This is a genomic window from Mycobacterium sp. E802, assembly GCF_001666875.1.
GTDB lineage: Bacteria > Actinomycetota > Actinomycetes > Mycobacteriales > Mycobacteriaceae > Mycobacterium.
Genome location: NZ_LZJD01000067.1, coordinates 30698 through 51846 on the forward strand (window position 1 = coordinate 30698; position 21149 = coordinate 51846).

The 21149-nt window shown below is 67.4% G+C and carries 22 protein-coding genes; 13 read left to right on the forward strand and 9 right to left on the reverse strand.

What is annotated here, in order from left to right:
- Positions 1–16 precede the first annotated feature (16 nt).
- Positions 17–1708 carry a tetratricopeptide repeat protein gene (locus A5699_RS10075; RefSeq protein WP_067768840.1) on the reverse strand — a complete coding sequence of 564 codons (1692 nt, stop codon included), beginning with the start codon at positions 1706–1708 and terminating at the stop codon, positions 17–19.
- Positions 1709–1767: 59 nt separating this feature from the next.
- Here A5699_RS10075 and A5699_RS10080 point away from each other — a divergent pair, with 59 nt between their 5' ends.
- Positions 1768–2403, forward strand: coding sequence for a PaaI family thioesterase (locus A5699_RS10080; RefSeq protein ID WP_067768748.1), 636 nt, complete (start codon positions 1768–1770; stop codon positions 2401–2403).
- Here the strand turns inward: A5699_RS10080 and A5699_RS10085 are convergent.
- Positions 2400–4427, reverse strand: a complete 2028-nt coding sequence (locus A5699_RS10085; protein ID WP_067768838.1) for an FUSC family protein — start codon at positions 4425–4427, stop codon at positions 2400–2402. The two genes, A5699_RS10080 and A5699_RS10085, sit on opposite strands and share 4 nt — an antisense overlap.
- 84 nt (positions 4428–4511) lie before the next feature.
- Between A5699_RS10085 and A5699_RS10090 the strand changes: the two genes are divergently transcribed.
- A complete protein-coding gene (locus A5699_RS10090) occupies positions 4512–5243 on the forward strand; it encodes an EthD domain-containing protein (protein WP_067768749.1) in 732 nt (243 codons plus the stop codon).
- A gap of 37 nt (positions 5244–5280) precedes the next feature.
- Positions 5281–6042, forward strand: coding sequence for an enoyl-CoA hydratase/isomerase family protein (locus tag A5699_RS10095; protein ID WP_067768751.1), 762 nt, complete (start codon positions 5281–5283; stop codon positions 6040–6042).
- Here A5699_RS10095 and A5699_RS10100 read toward each other — a convergent pair.
- Together A5699_RS10100 and A5699_RS10105 are read right to left on the reverse strand one after the other, a co-directional pair.
- Positions 6032–6244: a bacterioferritin-associated ferredoxin gene (locus A5699_RS10100; protein ID WP_067768754.1), complete on the reverse strand. Its 213-nt coding sequence runs from the start codon at positions 6242–6244 to the stop codon at positions 6032–6034. The two genes, A5699_RS10095 and A5699_RS10100, sit on opposite strands and share 11 nt — an antisense overlap.
- Positions 6244–6879, reverse strand: coding sequence for a fatty-acid--CoA ligase (locus tag A5699_RS10105; RefSeq protein WP_067768756.1), 636 nt, complete (start codon positions 6877–6879; stop codon positions 6244–6246). Before A5699_RS10105 ends, A5699_RS10100 begins: the two co-directional genes overlap by 1 nt.
- Before the next feature lie 240 nt (positions 6880–7119).
- Here A5699_RS10105 and bfr point away from each other — a divergent pair, with 240 nt between their 5' ends.
- The 4 genes from bfr to A5699_RS10125 all read left to right on the forward strand — a co-directional run bounded on the left by bfr (position 7120) and on the right by A5699_RS10125 (position 10743).
- Positions 7120–7599 carry a bacterioferritin gene (gene bfr, locus A5699_RS10110; protein ID WP_067768758.1) on the forward strand — a complete coding sequence of 160 codons (480 nt, stop codon included), beginning with the start codon at positions 7120–7122 and terminating at the stop codon, positions 7597–7599.
- Positions 7600–7745: 146 nt separating this feature from the next.
- Positions 7746–9809, forward strand: a complete 2064-nt coding sequence (locus A5699_RS10115; protein WP_067768760.1) for an MDR family MFS transporter — start codon at positions 7746–7748, stop codon at positions 9807–9809.
- A gap of 41 nt (positions 9810–9850) precedes the next feature.
- The gene (locus A5699_RS10120; protein WP_067768843.1) at positions 9851–10333 is read left to right on the forward strand and encodes a carboxymuconolactone decarboxylase family protein; all 483 of its coding nucleotides are present in this window, start codon (positions 9851–9853) and stop codon (positions 10331–10333) included.
- Positions 10334–10377: 44 nt separating this feature from the next.
- On the forward strand, positions 10378–10743 hold the full coding sequence (locus A5699_RS10125) for a VOC family protein (protein ID WP_067768762.1): 366 nt from the start codon (positions 10378–10380) through the stop codon (positions 10741–10743).
- A gap of 17 nt (positions 10744–10760) precedes the next feature.
- Here A5699_RS10125 and A5699_RS10130 read toward each other — a convergent pair whose 3' ends face one another.
- The 3 genes from A5699_RS10130 to A5699_RS10140 all read right to left on the reverse strand — a co-directional run bounded on the left by A5699_RS10130 (position 10761) and on the right by A5699_RS10140 (position 14000).
- Entirely contained in the window at positions 10761–11204 is a 444-nt protein-coding gene (locus tag A5699_RS10130; protein ID WP_067768764.1) for a nuclear transport factor 2 family protein, read from the reverse strand.
- On the reverse strand, positions 11194–12975 hold the full coding sequence (locus A5699_RS10135; protein WP_067768766.1) for an amidohydrolase family protein: 1782 nt from the start codon (positions 12973–12975) through the stop codon (positions 11194–11196). The genes A5699_RS10130 and A5699_RS10135 overlap by 11 nt, the downstream gene beginning before the upstream one ends.
- Positions 12976–13073: 98 nt before the next feature.
- Entirely contained in the window at positions 13074–14000 is a 927-nt protein-coding gene (locus A5699_RS10140) for an SDR family oxidoreductase (RefSeq protein WP_067768768.1), read from the reverse strand.
- Positions 14001–14141: 141 nt separating this feature from the next.
- On the opposite strand from A5699_RS10140, the gene A5699_RS10145 reads away from it, so the two are divergent.
- The 3 genes from A5699_RS10145 to A5699_RS10155 all read left to right on the forward strand — a co-directional run bounded on the left by A5699_RS10145 (position 14142) and on the right by A5699_RS10155 (position 17200).
- Complete coding sequence (locus A5699_RS10145) at positions 14142–15248, forward strand: glycosyltransferase (protein ID WP_067768845.1); 1107 nt, start codon at positions 14142–14144, stop codon at positions 15246–15248.
- Between the two features lie 108 nt (positions 15249–15356).
- Complete coding sequence (locus A5699_RS10150) at positions 15357–16805, forward strand: APC family permease (RefSeq protein ID WP_067768770.1); 1449 nt, start codon at positions 15357–15359, stop codon at positions 16803–16805.
- A gap of 32 nt (positions 16806–16837) precedes the next feature.
- Positions 16838–17200: a cupredoxin domain-containing protein gene (locus tag A5699_RS10155; protein WP_067768772.1), complete on the forward strand. Its 363-nt coding sequence runs from the start codon at positions 16838–16840 to the stop codon at positions 17198–17200.
- Position 17201: 1 nt separating this feature from the next.
- On the opposite strand, the gene A5699_RS10160 is transcribed toward A5699_RS10155, so the two are convergent.
- A complete protein-coding gene (locus tag A5699_RS10160; protein WP_067768774.1) occupies positions 17202–18476 on the reverse strand; it encodes a cytochrome P450 in 1275 nt (424 codons plus the stop codon).
- Between the two features lie 178 nt (positions 18477–18654).
- Between A5699_RS10160 and A5699_RS10165 the strand changes: the two genes are divergently transcribed.
- Positions 18655–19089, forward strand: a complete 435-nt coding sequence (locus tag A5699_RS10165; protein WP_067768776.1) for a hypothetical protein — start codon at positions 18655–18657, stop codon at positions 19087–19089.
- A gap of 33 nt (positions 19090–19122) precedes the next feature.
- On the opposite strand, the gene A5699_RS10170 is transcribed toward A5699_RS10165, so the two are convergent.
- Positions 19123–19563 carry a DUF6188 family protein gene (locus tag A5699_RS10170; protein WP_067768779.1) on the reverse strand — a complete coding sequence of 147 codons (441 nt, stop codon included), beginning with the start codon at positions 19561–19563 and terminating at the stop codon, positions 19123–19125.
- Between the two features lie 198 nt (positions 19564–19761).
- Between A5699_RS10170 and A5699_RS10175 the strand changes: the two genes are divergently transcribed.
- Both A5699_RS10175 and A5699_RS10180 read left to right on the forward strand, forming a co-directional pair.
- Positions 19762–20208, forward strand: coding sequence for a protein disulfide oxidoreductase (locus A5699_RS10175; RefSeq protein WP_369806683.1), 447 nt, complete (start codon positions 19762–19764; stop codon positions 20206–20208).
- Between the two features lie 9 nt (positions 20209–20217).
- Positions 20218–21111 (forward strand): cytochrome c biogenesis CcdA family protein, encoded by an 894-nt coding sequence (locus A5699_RS10180; RefSeq protein ID WP_067768781.1) that lies wholly within the window; start codon positions 20218–20220, stop codon positions 21109–21111.
- The last annotated feature ends 38 nt before the right edge of the window (positions 21112–21149 follow it).

A 21149-nucleotide genomic window follows, 5' to 3' on the forward strand; every position in this document is an offset into this window, starting at 1 on the left:
TTACGCGCCGGCCTGCTCAGGATCGGTCGTCGCAACACGGATGGACGACCTCCAGACGGCAGGCGCAGGAGGCCCGCACGGCGACATCGGCCCGGGCCAGCGCCACCTCGAGCTGCCTGCCGATGATGAGGGCCTCGGCGTCGCGGCCCAGCCGACGAAGGCACTCGTGGTAGCCGTGCAGGCTCCACACGTTGTTGGGATGCTGGCTGGACCGGCTCAGCGTGGGGTCCAGACCCAGATCGGCGGCGTACACCCGCGCTGCCTGTTCGACCTGGCCCTGTTCGAGCAGTAGCGCGCCGTACGCGTGCCGGGTGGGCTGCATCCATCCCCACGGTTCGTCGTAGGGCAGCGCGTCGTCGAGTTCGATCGCGCGGCGCAGATGGGCGAAGCCGCCCTGATGATCGCCTTCCCGGTAGGCGATCTCGCCGCGCAGCATCTGCTCGGCGATGGCGAGGATGTCGCGGCTGGTGTTGTTGAACAGGTAGCGCGTGGCGGGGATACGCCGGTAGGCGGCGAGGAACTCCGCGAGCTCGGTGTGGGCCCGTTCGGTCTGTCCGGTGGCCGCATAGGCGACGCCGCGGCCGTAGTGGATCGTCGCGGTGGTGGTGCAGTACAGATTCGGATCGGTGGGCAACGGCTCGGCGATCAGGTCGTCCCACCGGCCGAACCGCACCAGGACGTGCACCCGCAGTGGCACGAATGCCTCGAGCCAGTCCGCCATCGGTGGGGACGGAACGGCGAGCAACTCAGGGGTGAGCTGGGCGGCCAATTCGTCGGCCGCGTCGAGCGCGATCTGCGAACTGCCCTCGAACATCGCCGAGTAGACCACGAAATGCAGGTCGTGCGCCCGGTAGAGCGAGTAGAAGTTCAGTGCTCCCTCGCGGGCGACGAACTTCCGGTCCGCTTGCACCGCAGCCAGATTGGCCGTCACCGAGCTGCGGTAATCGCCGCACAGGACGTCGATGTGGCTGGCCATGTGCTCCAAGTGCCCGGCGTCGGGCACCAGCCCGCGCAGCAGATCGGCGGCCGGAAGGGCTGCCTGCGGCGTCGTCGACATCTCCATGGCGTGGATATAGAGGTGCAGAATGCCGGGGTGTTGCCGGCCGGCCGCGGTGGCCAGGGCCGCATCGAGAATGCGTTTCGCCTCCAGCACACGGGATCCCGGCGCCGGCTCACCGGTGCGGCCGTCCCACAGGGCCCACGCCGTCACGTTGAGCAGCGCATCGGCGGCCAGTGCCTGCACGTCGAGGTCCTCGGGATGGCGCCGCGCCAGCGCCGCCATCGCGTCGGCGTACGCGGTGTGGCCAGTGGACAGGGTCACTGTGTCCTCGGGGTCGGCACTGGGAAATCGCTTGTGCAGCGCGGAGATCAGGCCGCGTTCCACCTCGCTGGCACGGCCTGTCGCGGCTCGCTCGAGTTCGGTCCGGGCCCGCGCGAGCGAGGTGCTCAGGTCGGTTGGGTCGAAGGACTCCCACGCCTTGTTGTAATTGGGGCCGACCGCGTAGGCGATACCCCAGCGAGCGAGCGCGAAATCCGGGTCGAGGGCCAGCGCACGGTCGAAGCACCGGACCGCTTCTTCGTGGTTGAACGCATACGACCAGACCATGCCGCGGTCGAACCACACCTGCACCGGCCGTGAGGGGGTATCCGTCGGCCGGTGATAGGACCCGAGCCGGTAATAGGGCTCTGTCTGGGCAGGATCCGTCACCTTGGTGACGGTACGCGGACGACTCGACACCGGCGAGGCGAACGTGGTCTAGTGCTGGCATGCCGGGTTACACCCATGTCGAGGGGCTCACCTCCGCGGATGTTCAGCGTCTGCGGACGGTATGGGAGCCGTTGGCCGGATCGGTGCGCGCGCTGATCGACGCCACCATCCGCTCCGAGGTCGACGCCGACGAGGTCGCCGCGGTGCGCGCGCTGATCGACGCTGCCACGGCGCGGTTGCGGGCCGCACAGATCGACGGGCCGTTCGGGGTCCGCTACACCTCCGACGGCGACCGGATGCCGTGGGGCAACCCGGCGATCGGCATCCGGAATCCGATGGCGCCGCCGTTGGTGATCGTCAAGGATCCCGACGGCGGGGTGCGGACGGACTTTCACCTCGGCGCGGCCTACGAAGGACCGCCCGGGCATGTCCACGGCGGCATGGTCGCCATGGTGCTCGACCACGTGCTGGGGGAGGTGGCCGCCAGCGACTCCGACCGGCCCCGGTTCACCGGCACCCTGACCATTCGTTATCTGCGGGCCACCCCACTGGGCGATCTGCACGCCGAGGGCCGGATCACCCGGACCGACGGGATCAAAGCGTTTGCCTCCGGCCATGTTTCAGATGCCCACGGCATCACCGCCGAGGCCGAGGGAGTCTTCATCCTGCCGAAGTGGGCGCGCGGACAGGACTAACGAGATTCACCGGCCGGGGCCACCCGGTCGATCGCGATCTCTTCGAGGCTGCGGGTGATCGTGGCGAGCTCGCCGATCAGGATGCGCGCCGCGCCGTTGTCGGCGGACAGCGTCGAGGCCACGTTGTGCACCCGCCGCAGTGCGGTCGACAGCTCGGCGGTGTCCAGGCTCCACGGCACCGCGGGGCTTGGTGGTGCCCCGCGCAGTGCCTCGACGTAATCGTCCACCGCGGCGACGAACTCGCCGTGTAGCGCCGACGACGGGTGGGTCGGCAGGCTGTTCTCCAAGGTGGTGCAGGCGCTGGTCACCGAGTTGAGCGCGGTGCGGTAGGACCGCAGCCAGCGCCGCAGGATCGGCGGGTCCAGGCTGGTGGCGCCCCACGCGGCTTCGAAGGCGGCCCGCGCGCGGAACGCCCGTTGCCAGGCCGCCGACAGGACCTCGGCGGGGTGGTCGATCTCGTGCACGAATGCCTTGATCACCAGTGCGGCATAGTCGATCTCGGTCATCAGCAATTCACCGGCGCGCTGGCGCAGCCGGATCAGGGCGTGGTCGGGCAGCGCCACATGGGCCATCACCGCGAAGGCGCCGCCGATCATCACCGCGAATAGCCGGTCGGTGTGACCCGCCCAGGGCGCCGTGGCGCCGGCCCCGACGGTGAAGATCACGATCGCACCCACCGTCGCGCCTACGGCGAGGTAGCCGAATTGAGATACCGCATAGGCGATCCCGACGAACATCACGGCGCAGACGGTCGAGGCGATCGGGCCCGGCTGCCACAGCAGGGTGAGCACCGAGGCGACGACGATCCCGACCGCCAGGCCGGCGATCCGCCCGGCGCAGCGTGTGTAGGTGTGCGCGGTCTCGGGCCGCAGCACCACGACCACGGCCAGCGGCATCCAGTAGCCGTGTTCGAGACCGCCGTAGCGGGCAGCCGCCACGGCCAGCGCGGTCGTCACCGACAACCGGATCGCGTGCCGCAGGATCGGCGAGGTCCAGCTCAGATGCGAGCGGACCACCGCGGGCGCCGAGGCCAGGGAGCCGATCAGATCGGGCCGGTGCAACTGGCCGAACCGCAGCACCGCGGCCTCGCGCAACTGTTCGCACAGACGTTGCGCCAGCGCCGCTTCGGGTCCGGTCACGGCGGCGGCCGCGGTGCGGACCCGAACCAGTGCGTGCTCGGCGTCCCGGCGGGCGGTGTGGCCGTGGTCGGCGATCGCGTCGAGCAGCACCGCCGCGGCGGTGAGCAACTGTGGTAACCCCGCCTCGGCCGCCGATGCCTGTCCGCCGTCGGTCGAGTTGTCCCGATCGGCGGTGGAGCGCAACGAGGCCAGGGTGCCCGCGATGCGCTCCGGGAGCCGGTATCCGCCGTGGTAGGCACGGGGTCGCTGGCTGACCTGACTGTCGGCGAAGACCTCCCGCAACCAGGTGAGCGGGGCATCGTCGACGGTCGCGGTGCAGTCGGCGGCGACGTTGCGGGCGTCGCCGGCCAACGAGCGGTATGCGCGGGTCAGTCCCTCGCGCTGGACGCGCCAACGCCGCGGTGGCCAGACGGCGATCAGCACCGCCTGCACCACGCCGGCGATGATCACCAGGGCGGGCGCCAATACGGACTGGGCCAGGTTGACCGGGGCCGGCGGGGCGAGCACCAGCAGCGCGCTGGCGGCCGAGGCCACCAGCCCGGCGTTGGCGCCGAGTGACCACTGCATGCCCGCGGCAAAGCACCAGAGCGCCACGATCACGATGAACACCACACTGTGGCCCCCGAAGAGGGAGCCGAGCAGCACCGCGATGGCCAATTCGACGGAGCCGGCCATCACCAGGGGAACCCGGCCGCCGGGACTGCGCTGCAGCGCGATCGCACTGGCGATGATGGCGCCGCCGAGCGTCCACATCGCCGTCGCCCCGGACCCAGCGGCCAGCGCGACGGCAGTAACCGCCAAGACACCGATCAGGCTGCGGACCACCGCACCGGCGTCGGGGGTACTCAGCCGGAGTGCGTCGGCTGCCTGTCCACCCGTGTGCACCCAACCATTCTCACTCGCCTCATGGCTGCGGCGGCACATCCGCCCGCGCGTGGCGCGGATCGAGGCGGCGGTAGGTTCTCCCACGTGGAGAAAGTCATCGTTCTGTTGCGCGCCGAGCAGTCGGATGAGCAGTGGTGTGACCGATTGCGAACCCGGGTCTGCGATCATCTGCTGGCTCTCGGACTGCCGGGGTTGACAATCAATGTGCGTGATGACGCGGTGCGTGACTCCTTGATGACGTTGACGACGCTGGACCCGCCGGTGATGGCGGTGGTCAGCATGTGGGTCCGGCAGTACTACGCCGAACCCGTCGAGAGTGCATTGAAAGTTCTTGCTGCCGAGTGCGATTCGATCGCGGCCTACCTGGTCACCGAATCGGTGCCCATGACGCCTGCGCCGACGGCGGCGGGTGAGCGTACCGATGGGCTGGCCAACATCGCACTGCTTCGCCGGCCGGCCGAACTCGACGAGGCGACCTGGCTGCACCGCTGGCACCGCGACCACACATCGGTGGCCATCGAAACCCAGGACACGTTCGGCTACACCCAGAACACCGTGGTGCGCGCGCTCACCGCGGATGCTCCTGCGATCGACGGCATCGTGGAGGAGCTGTTCCCACTGGCGGCGGTGTCGGATCTGCACGCGTTCTTCGGTGCCGCAAACGACGACGATCTGGCCGATCGCATGCGCCGGATGGTGGCCAGCACCGACGCCTTCGGCGCGAGCACAAACATCGACACCGTGCCGACCAGTCGCTATGTCTACCGGAGTCCGTTCGCCGACCCGGCACCCGAGAGTGAAACGTGTTCTAGTTAGGCTGCAGCGGTCACGGCGCGCACGCGAGGAGTGGAAATTGACCCTGCTGATCGAGGACGACAATCGGGTTCGCACGCTGACCCTCAACCGTCCTGATGCGCTCAACGCATTCAACGAGGCACTGTATGACGAGGTGACCGTGGCACTTCGCGCCGCAGCCGAGGATCCCGAGGTGGCGGTGGTGCTGCTGACCGGGGCCGGACGGGCGTTCAGCGCGGGCAACGATCTCGTCGAGATGCAGCACCGCATCGCCAACCCGGATTTCACGCCGGGCGAGCACGGGTTCTACGGGATGATCGAGGTGCTGGCCGATTTCCCGAAACCGTTGATCTGCGCGGTGAACGGGGTCGGCGTGGGTATCGGTACGACGATCCTGGGCTTCGCCGATCTGGCGTTCATGTCGTCCACGGCGCGGCTGAAGTGCCCGTTCACCAGTCTAGGCGTGGCGCCGGAAGCAGCATCCTCGTACCTGATGCCGCGATTGCTCGGCAGGCAGAATGCTGCCTGGCTGTTGATGTCCTCGGAGTGGATCGACGCGCAGCAGGCGGCCCAGATGGGCCTGGTGTGGCAGGTGTGTGAACCCGACGACCTGCTGTCGCAGGCCCGGCAGCACGCCGAAATTCTTGCCGCCAAGCCGATTTCGAGCCTGATGGCCGTCAAGCAGACCATGGTGGCCCCGATCCGCGAGGCCATCTCGGCGGCCGTCGAGCGGGAGAAGGCATTGTTCGTCGAGCTGGTGGGCGCGGCGGCCAACGCAGATGCGCTGGCGCAGTTCGCCGATCGGAAAACTAGCGGGTGACCCGCGAGGGGCAGCCGTTGACCTGAGAGGAGCAGTCCTCGGCCAGGTGAGCGGCGATGATCGCGCGGATCGTACGCCGGCAGCGTCCGCAGTCGGCGCCGGCACCGCAGGCCTCGGCCACGGCCTTGGAGGTGGTGGCCCCCGAGGCCACGATCTCGCTGACGACCTGACTGGTCGTCCCGGTGCACAGACAGACGAACATCAGTAGTCCTGCTCGTCGACGTTCATGATGTGGGCCAACTTGCCCACGAACAGGGTCGGGTAGGCACCGAATCCCGCCGTGGTCATCCACTCGGCCGCCGCGTCGGGGTGGTCGATCCACTGGCGGGCGCTGACCTCGTCGGAGACCTCCTGCAGGATCATCACTTCCTGGCCGTCGTCGAGCGCCTGGTACACCCAGATCTTGCGGATGCCGCCCTGCTCGAAGCGGTCGAGGCCGTCGTGCACCTTGCGCATCAGGGTGGGCACGTCGTCGACGGTGGCGACGGCACCCACGATGACCCCGGCCACATGCCCGCGTGGGGACGGCTCGGTCAGGTCGATCTTCTCCACCACTTCGCCGCCGAATACCGGTGGAATATCTTCGACGCCGGAAATATCGAACCACTCGAAAATCGCCGGCGAGCGCAGGACGTCACGGATCGACCGGGCATGCCGGATGCCGATCGTCACCAGTACCCGGCCCGGCTCCCAAATCGATTTGTAAAGCACCACATGGTGCGCGCCGATCGATTGCAGCCCGGAACGATGTTTCTCCATCCATTTCCACATCTGTTCCACGTCGTCGACCCGGAAATCGCACGACAAAATGAGCGAGTGTAAATCGTACTCACTCATTTTCATCGCCTTTCTTTCGGGGGTGTTCGACACGTTAGCGGAGTCTAACCTTAGTTAGGACAGGCAGTCCACTCATCGTGGCCACACCGCGCCGCGCGCGGGACGAGAGTCCGGCAATATCGCGAGAACACGCCGAAATTCGGTGTTGAGCGTTGCCTTAGAGTGCCCTTTCTGCACTAGATTGGTTGGGCGCAGCAAAAGGCAACACTTGACCAGCCCTCAAGGTGCTTAGGAGTCACGATGCAAGGCGATCCGGATGTTCTGAAATTGCTCAACGAGCAATTGACGAGCGAACTCACCGCAATTAACCAATATTTCCTGCATTCGAAGATGCAGGACAATTGGGGATTTACCGAACTGGCGGAACACACCCGCGCCGAATCATTCGAAGAGATGCGGCACGCGGAGACCATCACCGATCGAATCCTGCTGTTGGACGGTCTGCCGAACTATCAGCGGCTGTTCTCCCTGCGCGTCGGGCAGACGTTGCGGGAGCAGTTCGAGGCCGACCTGGCGATCGAGTACGAGGTGGTGGCCAGGCTCAAGCCGGGGATCATCATGTGCCGGGAGAAGCAGGACGCCACCTCGGCGGGCATCCTGGAGACCATCCTGGCCGACGAGGAAGGTCACATCGACTACCTCGAAACGCAACTGGAGCTGATGGACAAGTTGGGCGACGCGCTCTACGCCGCGCAGTGCGTCTCGCGGCCGCCCAAGTAGAAACCAGAAGCGACGGGCGTTTTCAACTCGGGCTGCCCCGGGTAGCCGGTGAACCACCGGATGCCCGGGGCGGCTTTGTTCGTGGTGTAACTTTCATAGCCTATCTAACGATATAGGTGCTGACCCCAGGCCGGCGAAAGGATCTCATGAGCAGCCCGACGACAACCGACGAACAGTCGACCGGCGGCGCACCGCTGCTCAGCGTGCGCCGACGCAACCTGGTGTTCGTCGCCGTCCTGCTCGGCATGCTGCTGGCCTCGCTCAACCAGACCATCGTCGCCACCGCACTGCCCACCGTGGTGGCCGATCTCGGCGGTGCCGGCCATCAGGCCTGGGTGGTGACCAGCTACCTGTTGGCTTCGACAGTCGTCACCGCCGTCGTCGGCAAGGTGGGCGACATCTTCGGGCGCAAAGCGGTGTATCAGACCGCCGTCCTGTGTTTTCTCGTGGGCTCGGTGCTCAGCGGGCTGTCGGGTTCGATGGCCATGCTGGTGGCCGCGCGGGCCCTGCAGGGCATCGGCGGCGGCGCGATCATGGTGACGTCGTCGGCGTTGATCGCCGAGGTGATCCCGCTGCGTGATCGGGGTCGGTATCAGGGTGCGCTCGGGGCGGTGTTCGGTGTCACCACCGTGGCCGGCCCACTGCTGGGCGGGTTCGTCACCGATCACCTCGGCTGGCGGTGGGCGTTCTGGCTCAGCATCCCGGTCGGGGTTGTCGTCCTGGTGGTCTCGGCCGCCACCATCCCGGCGCTGGCGGTCCGGACTGCCCGACCGGTCATCGATTACGCCGGCATCGTCTGGGTCGGGATCGGCGCGTCCGGTCTCACCTTGGCGACCAGTCTCGGCGGCGAGCTGGCCTGGACGTCACCCGTCATCATCGGGTTGGTCATCGGTTCTGTCCTGGCACTGGCGATGTTCGTGCGGGTGGAGCTGCGGGCCGCCGAGCCGATCCTGCCGATGCGGCTGTTCCGAAACCCCGTGTTCTCGATGTGCTGTGTGCTGTCGCTGGTGGTTGGGTTCGCGATGCTCGGTGCGCTGACGTTCATGCCGACCTTCATGCAGTTCGTCGACGGCGTCTCGCCGTCAGAGTCCGGTCTGCGGACCATGCCGATGGTGCTCGGGCTGCTGATCACCTCGACCGTCAGCGGCAGTCTGGTGGGCCGCACCGGGCGTTACAAGATCTACCCGGTCGCCGGAACGGCGATCATGCTGGTCGGTTTCGTGCTGCTGTCCCGGATGAATGCCGCGACGCCCATCCCGCTGCAGTCGCTGTACCTGTTGATCCTCGGCGCCGGTATCGGCATGTGCATGCAGGTGCTGGTCCTCATCGTGCAGAACACGTCGAGTTTCGCCGATCTGGGCGTGGCAACCTCCGGCGTGACGTTCTTCCGGACGATCGGCAGTTCGTTCGGCGCGGCGATCTTCGGGTCGCTGTTTGCCGGGTTCCTGTCCGACCGGCTGCCCGGTGCGCTGGCTGACAGTGGCGCGCCGGCCGTCGCGGGCGCCTCACCCAAGGCCCTGCACGAGCTGCCGCCAGAGGTCGCCGCTCCGATCGTCAACGCCTATGCCGACGCGCTAGATCTGGTGTTCCTGTGCGCGGCGCCGGTGGCCCTGCTGGGTTTCGTGGTGGCCCTGTTCCTCAAAGAGGTGCCGCTGCTCGAGGCCGAGACGACGCTGGCGGCCGATCTGGGCGAAGGCTTCGGCATGCCCAGCGCGGAGTCGGCGGACCAGGTGCTGGAGACCGTGATCAGTCGGTTGATGCGCAGCTCACCCGAGATCCGATTGCGGACCGTCGCCGGGAGCCCGGGATGTGAGCTCGATGTGGCCGGACTGTGGGCACTGCTCAAGATCTACCGGCACAGCCAGGTGTTCGGCTCCGCCCGCCTGACCGAGATCGCCGATCGGCTCGTCGTACCTTACGAAGTGCTGGAACCGACGTTCAACCGCCTGGTTCAGGACGGTTACGTGCTGCGCACTGGTGACAGTCTGTGGCTGACCCAGAGTGGCTTACGTCAGGTCGACGGAGTTTCCGCCGCACTGGTGGGAAGAATCGTCGAGAAACTGGGGGAGTCACCGTCTTTCGAAGGTCGCCCGGACCGGGCTCAGGTCGAGGCCGCCCTCGAGCGCATCGCGCACCGGGTTGTTGTGCAGCGGGACTGGGGTGACGACGAGCGAACCCCCGCGCTGGCCGGCGCGAAGACAACAAATTAGAACTTGTTCCAGAAATGGTCGGCCGCGCGTACGATTCGGCCATGAGCCGTATCGGAGACTTCCCCGACGACGACGTGGCCGGCTGGATCCTCACATCGCCTGACATCGGCACCGCGATGGCCAACTTCACCAACGCGGTGTACACCAAGGGTCGGCTGCCGCTACGGGTTCGCGAACTGGCCCGGATGGTGATCGCGCTCGACAACGAATGCACGGTGTGCCAGAACACCCGTGATTCGGAAGGCGCCGCGGCGGGGGTGGACGAGGATCTCTACGACCATGCCGCCGACTGGCGGACCTGGCCCGGCTATTCCGCCCAGGAGCGGATCGCCGCCGAGTTCGCGCACCGATTCGCCACCGGCCACACCGAATTGCGGGACGACGAGGACTTCTGGGACCGGGCCGGCGAGCACTTCGACGCCGAGTTGCTCACCGACCTGGCGCTGTCGTGTGCGATGTGGCTCGGCATGGGCCGGATGCTGCGCACCCTCGACATCGGCCAGAGCTGCAAGCTGACCCTCTGACCTGCGCCGGTTTGTCGAGCCGTCGGCACGGCAATCCAGCCGTCATGATCGGACGACTCCGCTCCACCGTGTTGGACACCCGAAATCCGCGGGCGCTGGCCGAGTTCTATGCCGGGCTGCTCGGGGGCGAGATCACCACCGAGGACGAGACCTGGGTGGTGGTGACGGATCCGGAGGGCCGACGGGTGGCCTGCCAGCAGTCACCGCAGCACGAGCCGCCGGTGTTTCCCGATCCGCGGGGGTCACAGCAGATTCACCTCGACATCCTGGTCGATGATCCGAACGCGGCCGAGCGCGCGGTGCTGGCGCTGGGTGCGACGCGGGTCACCGATGCCGTCGGCGAGAACAACTTCCGGGTGTTCCGGGATCCGGCCGGGCACCCGTTCTGTCTGGTCTGGGATATCGGCTGACCGGCTGCCGGCCTCGCTCAGACCAGCCCGGTGGCGTCGAACACCCACGACATGTCGGCGGTGGCGAAATTCTCCATCCAGTCCGGTGGGGCATGGTCGGCCAGCGCGCTCATGTCCCAGTAGTCCTTCCACAGCGTGACCTTGCCGTTTTCCACCCGGTGTACGGTGACGAACTTCAGCACCGCGGATTCCCCACTGGGCCAATGCCATTGCTCGTGGTGCTCGTACATGGCATCGGCTCCGTTGTGAACCAGTAGGCCGGAGAAGTTCTCATAGGAGGACAGGGGTTCCAAGCCGATCTTGAGGCGCTTGACGATGTCCTCGGGCCCTTTGGCGGCCGCGGCGGGCCCGACCGGCATGTCGAGGTAGATGCAGTCGTCCGACAGGTAGGTCTTGAGCAGCTCCCAGTTTCGGTCCGACAGGGCTTTCCACATGCTTCGCACGGTTTCCTCAACGGGCACTGGACAATTGACCTTTCTCGACGGACGCGCGATCGCCGGCTCGTAGGAACCGGCCGGTACGTTGGTGCCCCACCAGGGCGGTCAGCTCGCCGTCGGCGAATACCGTACGGCCGCCGACGAGTACCGCGGTCACGGTCTCGTCGTTGCGGTTCACCATGCGCGACAGGCCGCCGTAGTGGTCGACGGTCTCCTCGGCGTAGGCGTCGAGAGAGTCGTCGAGGCGCTCGGGGTCGATGACGACGACGTCGGCACGGTCCCCGATGCGCAGGTGTCCGGCGTCGATCCGGTACCAGTCGGCGAGCTCACCGGTGAGTCGGTGTACCGCACGTTCGATCGACATGAACGGATTGCCCGCCCGTTCGGCGTCGCGGACGTGGCGCAGGAGCCGCAGCCCCATGTTGTAGAAGGCCATGTTGCGCAGGTGGGCACCGGCATCGGAGAAGCCGAGCTGGATGCCCGGGTCGCGCGCCAGCTTCTTGAGCACTTCGGGTCGGTGGTTGGAGATCGTGGTCCGCCAGCGGATCGCGGTGCCGTGCTCGAGCACCAGGTCCAGGAAGGCGTCGACGGGGTGCAGCCCGCCGCGGTCCTGTCCGACCTGGCCGAACGACTTGCCCACCACGGACTCGTCCGGGCACGCCACGATGTCGGCGTCGAAGAAGTCGCGGTGCCACACGCGTACACCGAACTTGCTGTCGTAGTCCTTGCGGAACCGGCGCCGGTAGGACTCGTCGCGCAGGAGGGCGTTGCGCTCCACCTCGTCGCGCAGGTGCAGTGCGGCCGCCCCGGACCCGAACTCCTCGAACACCACCAGGTCGATGCCGTCGGCGTAGACCTCGAACGGCACGGGAAGATGTTGCCAGCGGAAGTTGCCACCGAGCGCGTTGGCCGCGCGGGCCAGCGGTCCCATGATCCAGATCGCGTACGGGTTGGCCTTGACGTCGGCGGCCGAGAGCAGGCTGGTCTTGAGCGGCTTGCGGAACACCCCGAGCGACTGGGCGACCTGCGAGGCCAGGTTGAGCGGATTCTGGATGTCGGGCCCGGACTGCAGCACCCGGCCGGCGCGGCGCAGCATCGATTTGAGCCGGCGCAGTTCGCGGGAGCGGGCGTAGGTCGACGGCAGCGTGCGCGACCGGCAGGTGTCTCCGTCGATCTTGTCGAAAAGCAGTTGCTGGGACGACATTCCGACGAACCCGGCGTCCAGCGCCTCGGCCAGCATCTGCTCCATACGGGCCTGTTCGGCGGCGGTGGGCCGTTCGTCTTTCCGGGTGGCCCGGTCCAGGCCCATCACCGCGGTGCGCATGTCGGAATGCCCGATGAAGGCGGCCAGATTCGGCCCGAGCGGCAGTGACTCCAATGCCGACACGTATTCGCCGCAACTGGTCCAGGTCTTGTGCTCGTCGACCGCGGTGATGACCTGGTCGCGTGGGATCGCCTCGACCCGGCCGAACAGATCACCCGCGTCGACTCCACCGACGTGGACGGTCGACAACGAGCACGAGCCGAGCATCGCGGTGGTCACGCCGTGGCGCAGGGACTCCGACAATGACGGGCCGTTCAGCACCTCGACGTCGTAATGCGTGTGGATGTCCAGCATCCCCGGTAGCACCCATTTGCCGGTGGCGTCGATGATCTGTGGGCAGTCCGTCTCGTCGAGGGCGTCGGGGGAGATGGCCACCACGTGCCCGTCGCGAATACCGATGGTGCGCAGCGCCGACGGGGCGCCGCTGCCGTCGAACCAGCGGCCGTTCCGGATGATTGTGTCGAAGCTCACTCAGCCATAGAACAATCCGCTTGCGCCGGTGTCAACGAAATCGGTGAACAGATTTGAAAAAATGTCTACCGGTGCCGATGCTGTGCGCTGACGTGCGCTTACAGCGGCAGCCATACGTCGGGCAGCCGCCCGTCGAGGTCGGTGAATCCGTAGTGGCGGGCCAACGCCGACGAGCTGACCGACCGCTGATTCCAGCGGGCCCGGTCCGGATCGGCGGCCATCGCGGCAACCCCGCGTCCCACGAAGCGTGGCGACTCCGACTCGGCGAAACCGGGCGGTGCGGCCGGGTAGCCGTCGGTGCGCGCCAGATCCAGCGCACACCGCCAGTTGGCCTCGGTGGCGCCATAGTTGTCGAGCATCATCTCCGAGCGCAGCCATCCCGGTGTGACCGCCACGGCGGTGGCACCGAACGCCGCGAGCTCGTAGCCATGGCTGAAGGCCAGCCGGTTCACCGCATTTTTGACCAGATCGTAGAAGACCGAGAGGCGCGGGTTGGCGGCATTGAATTCGGTTGTGCCGTCGGTGATCTCGACCAGCAGCCCGCCGGGTCGGTCGGCGAGCAGCGGCAGCAGGGAGTGCGAGGTGATCAGATGGGTGTCCAAACCCAGGCGCATCATCCGTAACCCGTCGTCGAGGTCGTGCTGCCACATCGGCCGGCCCCAGGTGTCCGGGGGTCCTTTGAGCACCTCGGCGCCCCAGATGTCGTTGACGAGGATGTCAATGTGGGTGTAATCGGCCTTGAGCCGCCCGGCCAGCTTGCGCACCTGCGACACATCGAGATGGTCGACCTGCACGGCGATACCGGTGCCACCGAGTTCCGAGACCAATTCCGCTGTTTCCTCGATGGTTTCGGGCCGGTCGTAGTCCGAGTCGCGACTTCCGCATCGGCTGCTCCGGCCGGTGCACACCACGGTCGCGCCCGCTTCACCGAGCGCCGCGGCGATCCCGCGGCCGGCGCCGCGGGTGGCCCCGGCCACCACGGCGATGCGTCCGGCCAGCGCCTCCGGGTCCGGTGTGCCGCCCATCGGATGAGTATCCGCCGCGTGCGGTTCCACCGCGGCGATTCGGCATTTCGTCTGATCGTCCAGTGGTTGTTCAGCGGCTGTTCAGGTCATGGTGGCAACGGCGTTGTTGACCGCACATGCAACCCGGTTGTGATCGGGGGCATGCGGGTTGTCCAGGTCGCCAACTTCTACGGCCCGCGCTCGGGCGGTCTGCGCACCGCGGTCGACCGGCTCGGCGCCGAGTACCGGGCGTTGGGGCACGAGGTGTTCCTCGTCGTGCCCGGTGCGCATCCGGACCGGCACGTGCTGCCCAGCGGCGTCGTACGAATCTCGCTGCCCGCCAGGCTCATCCCGTTCACCGGCGGTTACCGGGCGGTGCTTCCGGGGCCGGTGACCGCGCTGCTGCAGCGGCTGCGCCCCGACGCCATCGAGGTGTCGGACCGGTTGACCCTGCGGTCGCTGGGTCCGTGGGGGCGTGACCGTGACGTGGCCACCGTGATGATCTCGCACGAACGGCTGGACCGGTTGGTCGGTCAGGTGCTGCCGACGTCGGCCGCCCGGGCCGTCGCGGACTTCGCCAATCGGCGCAGCGCGGCGAACTACGACGCGGTGGTGTGCACGACGGCCTTCGCACGCGAGGAGTTCGACCGGATCGGCGCGGACAATGTCGCGACGGTGCCCCTGGGCGTGGACCTCGAACAGTTCCACCCGCGACGCCACTCGGTCCGGATGCGCAGCCGGTGGGCCGCCCCGCAACAGACCCTGCTGGTGCACTGCGGTCGGCTGTCGGTGGAAAAACATGCCGACCGTAGCATCGACACCGTCGCCGCCCTTCGGGATTCAGGTGTGGATGCCCGTCTGGTGGTGGTCGGCGAGGGGCCGTTGCGGGCACGTCTGCAACGCCATGCCGACGGCCTGCCGGTGGCGTTCACCGGGTACATCGGCTGCCGCGACACCGTGGCGACCATCCTGGCCTCGGCCGACGTCGCCCTTGCCCCGGGCCCGCACGAGACGTTCGGTCTGGCCGCGCTGGAAGCACTGGCCTGCGGAACGCCCGCGGTGGTGTCCCGGACCTCGGCGCTCGCCGAGATCCTCACCAGCGACAGCGGGGCCACCGCGGACAACGACGCGCACGCCATCGCCCGCGCGGTCACCACGGTGATCAGCCGGCCCGAAACGCAGCGGCGCCACAGTGCTCGGCGGCGTGCCGAGCAGTTCACCTGGCCCCGGGCGGCCGCCGGCATGCTCGCCGTCCTCGGCGGCACGTAGCCGGGCGAATTTTGCGCACGGTGACGCGAGATCTGGTGCGCCGGGTCGACGCGACCCTATGGTCCGCGGGTCATATCCACGCACCCGCTGTCTGAAGGACGGTCGCCCATGTCCGAAACCACCACAGTCCCGGAGTCATTGGGCTCGCCACCGTCTGCCACCGGGCGGCAGCTTCGCGGCAGCCTCGGCGTCACCTCGATCGTGTTCATGGTCGTCGCGGCCGCGGCGCCGCTGGGGGTGATCGGCGGTGTCGTGCCGTTGGGTATCGCCTCGGGTAACGGAACGGGATTTCCCGCTACCTTCATCGCCGCGACCCTGGTGCTGTTGCTGTTCGCCGTCGGGTTCACCGCGATGACCCCGTATGTCGAGGAAGCCGGTGCCTTCTTCTCCTATGTTCGGCAGTCGCTCGGACTCCCCACGGGCATCGGGATCGCGTTCGTCGCGCTGGTGAGCTATGTGGCGCTGGAGGCCGGCGTATACGGGCTGCTCGGCCCGGCCGGGGCCAGTGTCCTCGAACTGGCCGGCGGCCCCGCCCTTCCGTGGTGGGTGTTCGCCGCGGTGGCGTTCGCAGTGACCACCTACCTGGGCTACCGCAACATCGAATTGTCCAGTCGCGTGCTGGGAGTCCTGCTCACCGCCGAGATCGCGATCGTGCTGGTGCTCGATCTGGTGATCGTGGCACGCGGCGGCGACCACGGATTGTCTTCGGGCATCGTCGATCCGGATGCGGTCCTGTCCGGGTCGCTCGGCATCGGGCTGTTGTTCGCCATCATCAGCTATGTCGGGTTCGAAGCCACCGCGATCTTCCGGGACGAGGCCCGCACGCCCGAGCACACCATTCCCCGCGCCACGTACCTGGCATTGGTCCTCATCGGCGTGTTCTACGCCGTCACCAGCTGGGCGCTGATCTCCGGATGGGGCGACGAACAGGCCGTCACGCAGGCCACGGATTCGGGTGCCACCTTCCTGGGCGACACCGCGCGTCGCTACATCGGTGCCGCGGGCGCCGACCTCATCACGGTGCTGTACTTCACCAGTCTGTTCGCCTGCATCCTGGCCTTCCACAACGTGGCCTCGCGGTACGTGTTCGCGCTGTCGCAACGCGACGTCCTGCCCGCGGTGCTCAGCCGGCCGCACGATCGACACGGCTCACCGCACCTGGCGTCCTTGTGGGTCTCGGGTGTGGTCGCGGTCGGCGTCGTGTCGGCTGTGGTGTTCGGGCTGGATCCGGCCGCGCAGTTCTACACCTGGTTCGCCGGTGCGACCACAGTCGGGGTGGTGCTCCTGATGATCGCCACCAGCGTCGCGGTGCTGGTGTACTTCGGTGGTGACCGGCATGGCCTGTCGCTGTGGCGGGTCCGGATCGCCCCGGCGCTGGGCCTGGTCGGACTGCTGGGCGCGCTGACACTGATCCTGACGAATCTCAGCGATCTGGTCGGTGGCTCCAGCGTGCTGGCCTGGGTGATCATCGGCGTGCTCGTGGCGGCCTTCGCCGGCGGGGTCCTCGTGGGCCGATCGGCAGATTCGGCTGCCTCGCCCCGCCCCGAGAACCGATAATTGCCTGTCGGGACTCAACGCAGGGGGCAGGGATGAATCGGCTTGCGATGTTGGTGGTGGCGGCGTGCCTGGGCGCCTGGCTCACTGTGGCGTGCAGCCAAGCCGACCATGCTGCGCCGCAGCAGTCGACCGTCCAGCCCGCGCCGGGCGGTCCGACGATCACGATCGCCGGAATGGGCTTCAGCAAGGCGCTCACGGTCGCCCCCGGCACCCACATCGCCATTGTCAACGACGACGAGGTCGAACATTCGGTGACGTCCCGCGACAAGGGGGTGTTCGACGTCCATGTCGACGGGAAGGGCCGCGCGACGCTCACTGCGCCGGACAAGCCGGGCCAGTACGCGTTCTACTGCCTGTACCACCCCGCGATGGTCGGCACGCTGACCGTCAGGTGACCTACCCCCAGGCCACCGGCATGCGCTTGATGCCGTGGATGAACGACGACAGCAACCGGTCGGGCTCCTCGGTCACCGTGATGTCGGGTAGCCGGCGGTGCAGCTCCTCGAAGGCCACGGTGATCTCTCGCCGCGCCAGGTTCGCCCCCAGGCAGAAGTGCGCTCCGCCACCGCCGAACCCGAGATGCGGGTTGGGTGTGCGGGTGACGTCGAAGAGCCATGGGTCGGCGAACTTCGACTCGTCCCGGTTGGCCGATCCGTACCACAAGGTCACCTTGGCGCCGACCGGCAATGGCGTCCCGCCGAGCACGGTGTCGCGCGTGACCGTCCGGCGCATGTAACTCACCGGGGACGCCCAGCGGACGATCTCTTCCACCGCGGTCGGTGCCAGCTCGTCGAAACGTGACCACCACAGCGCGCGCTGCTCGGGGTACCGCGTCAAGGCCAAGACCCCGTGACTGATCGCATTGCGGGTGGTCTCGTTTCCGGCGACCACCAACAGGATGAAGAAGGAGGCCACCTCGGCCGAGGTCAGTCGCTCACCGTCCACCTCGGCCTGCACCAGGCTGGTGGTGAGGTCCTCGGCCGGTGCGCGGCGGCGCTCGTCGGCGAGTGCGGTCGCATACGCGCCGATCTCCATGGCGACCGAGACGAACTCATCGAAGTCGGTGCTGAGGTCCGGGTCACCGAAACCCAGGATCACGTTGGTCCAATGGAAGATTCGTTGATGATCGGCCTCGGGGATACCCATCATGTCGCAGATGATCTGTAGGGGAAGCGGCCCGGAGAACTCGGTGACCAGATCGGCACAGCGATCCGGATTTCGCGCCACCATGTCGGCCACCAGCCGGCGGGCGCGGTCACGCACCGAATCTTCGATCAGGGACACCACCCGCGGAGTGAATGCACTGCGCACGATGTTGCGCAGCCGGGTGTGACGGGGATCGTCCATGGCGATCATCGAACCGAAATACTCGGCCAGCTCCGGGGTTTGGTCGCCGATCGTGATACCGGACGCGGAGCTGAAGATATCGGGGTGACGGCTGGCGTAGAACACGTCGTCATATCGGGTCACCGCCCAGTGCCCATTGCTTTCCGGGAAACCGTCTTCGACGCAGGCCGGGTGAAATGAGATCGGTGCTTCGCGCCGTAGCGTCGCAAAGGCCCCATCCCGGACATCGTCGTCGTTGCGCCAAAACCGCCATGAACCGAGGTCGATGTCGGCGCGAGATACGTCGGGCGGCGGGGCCCCGTTGACGCGCGTTGCAATTCCCACCTCAGCCAGCGTAGAGCGCAACCGGCCCGGGCAGTGGGTAACGCCCGGATCGGCGATCGCGATACCCCATCGGGGTGCTACGTATCGCCACGCGCAGCCAAGCGGGTTGGCAAACGTTGCGGCGCCGGACCATTGGGGGATGGCCGGCGCCGGGGTCACGACCTCAGGAGGTTCAGGAATGAAACTGACCAAGTTTGTGGCGGCGGTGTTGACGCTGGGAGCGTTGGGTGCGGGGGCACCGGTGGCCGCGGCGACGCCGACCATGCCGACCGTGCCGGCTCCGTTGAAGCCGGGGCAACACGCCCACGATGACTGTTTCCCGTTCTGCGATGGTGGTCCGCCGGGGCGTGACTTCGATCATCGACGTGACCATTGGGACGACAAGGGGCCCTGGTGGGCCAACAATCGCCACGACTGGTGGGACGACCGCAACGGGCCACCGCCGTGGGGCTGGGGTCCGCCACCTCCGCTGCACTGGCGTGGCGGTCCGTTGCCGCGAACCGTGAACTACTGGGGCTACAACTTGAACCCCGTGTGGGACAATGGGTTCCGTCAGTGGGGCGTATGGCTGTTCGGGGTGTGGATCCCGATCATCGGGGTCGGCGTGAACTGACGCCGGTGTTCGGCGGCCCTCCTCGGGTGCCGGTCAACCGCTCTCTCGGGTCGGTTGGCCGTCATCACCCGGTTCGAAATCGTCTTGATCGTGGCGCACGACGCGCACCCGCCCGTGGGCCAGGCACGCGGCGTAGCCGTGATACTTCCCGTACAGCTCCCACGACGTTCGGTGCTCGTCGGGGCGGACATCGATCCGGTGACCGTCGGAAAAGCTCAGATGCAGGCTGCCGTTGTCCTCCCAGTCGGCGTGCGTGCAGCGTTGCCCGGCAAAATCGAACAGCGGGCGCACCTCGTTGCGCAGTGCCCGCGGGTCGATCGAGACGACCTCGGACTCATCGGTCGCGGTGGCCGGCAGGGTCAGCTCGAGTGGCACCGAGATGACCAGCTCGTTGTAGTCGTTGAGGTTGAGCACCAGGCCTTCACGAAACGTGATCCGCTGGACCAAGCACCCTTGAATCCATTGCTCGCTCATTTTCTCACTCTGGACCGCGGGACGACCCGGCACAAGAGGGGCGCTTGCCCGCACCTCACCCACCGGTGAACCCAGAGGCGCCGACGGTCGTGTCAACTCACGTACGCGCCGTACGTGCGCTGCGTGCTGAGCGAAGGAGACGATGCCATGAGGATGCGACTCGAGTCTGCCGTGGCAGGCGTGCTGTGCACGGTCGCCATGCTGCTGGCACTGGTCACCGCACCGACCGCGGTCGCCGATGATCGCCTGCAGTTCACCGCCACCACCGTGTCAGGCGCCCCGTTCAGCGGGTCGAGCTTGGCCGGGCGACCCGCGGTGTTGTGGTTCTGGACGCCGTGGTGTCCGTTCTGCAATGCCGAGGCACCGTCGGTGAGTCAGGTCGCCGCGGCGAACCCGCAGGTGAGCTTTGTCGGTGTGGCGGCGCACGCCGATGTCGGGGCGATGCAGGGCTTCATCGACAAATACCATCTCGGTTTCACGAATCTCAACGACGCCGACGGGTCGATCTGGGCCCGCTACCACGTGCCGTGGCAGCCCGCCTATGTCTTCTACCGTTCGGACGGGTCGTCGACGTTCGTCAACAACCCGACATCGGCCATGCCCGAGCAGGAGTTGGCCGATCGGGTCGCGGCCCTGCAGAGCTAGTCCCCGGACGTGGCAGACAACCTGGTGGGGTTGGCGTTGGCCGCCGGACTGGTGGCCGCACTCAACCCCTGCGGGTTCGCATTGTTGCCCGGATATCTCGTCTTGGTGGTACGCGGCCCCTCGCCAGGCGGTCCAGTGAACGCCGTGAGTCGGGCGTTGGTGGCCACGATGGTCATGACGGCGGGTTTCGTCGCGGTGTTCGGCATGTTCGGGCTGCTGACGGTCGCCGCCGCGGGCACCGTGCAACGGTATCTGCCCTACGTCACGCTCGTCATCGGTGTAGCGCTGGTCCTGCTCGGTGGTTGGCTGCTTGCCGGCCGCCGGTTCGGGCTGTGGCTACCTGGTGCGGTGACACAGCGGGCCGGCTGGGCACCATCGGCCCGGCTGGGTTCGATGGCCGGCTACGGCGTGGGGTACGCGTTGGCGTCGTTGTCGTGCACCGTGGGCCCGTTCCTGGCGGTCACCGGCGCCACGCTGGAATCCACCACCGCCTGGCACCGGTTTGCGGTGTTCGCCGGGTACGCCGCGGGTTTCGCGCTTGTGGTCGGGGTGCTGGCGGTCAGTGCCGCGCTGGCGGGCGCCGTGGTCGTCGACCGGTTGCGGCGCTTCGTGCCCTACGCCAACCGAATCGGTGGCGCGCTCCTGATCGCCGTCGGCGCCTACGTCGCCTATTACGGCTGGTACGAAATTGAGTTGTACACTGCCGCAGGTGATCCCGTTGATCCTGTGATCACGGCGGCCGGGCGGTTGCAGGGTGCGTTCGCCGGGTGGGTGCACCGGCACGGGGCGTGGCCATGGTTGTCGGCACTGGTGGTGTTGGTCGTGGTCGCCATGGTCGGGCGGCTGGCGATCCGGCTGGGAAAATCTGACCGATCAGCTACTCGTTCACGGGCTCCACGGTAGCGGCGTGGCACAGTCTCGGCTTTCGCCGGCGTCGAACG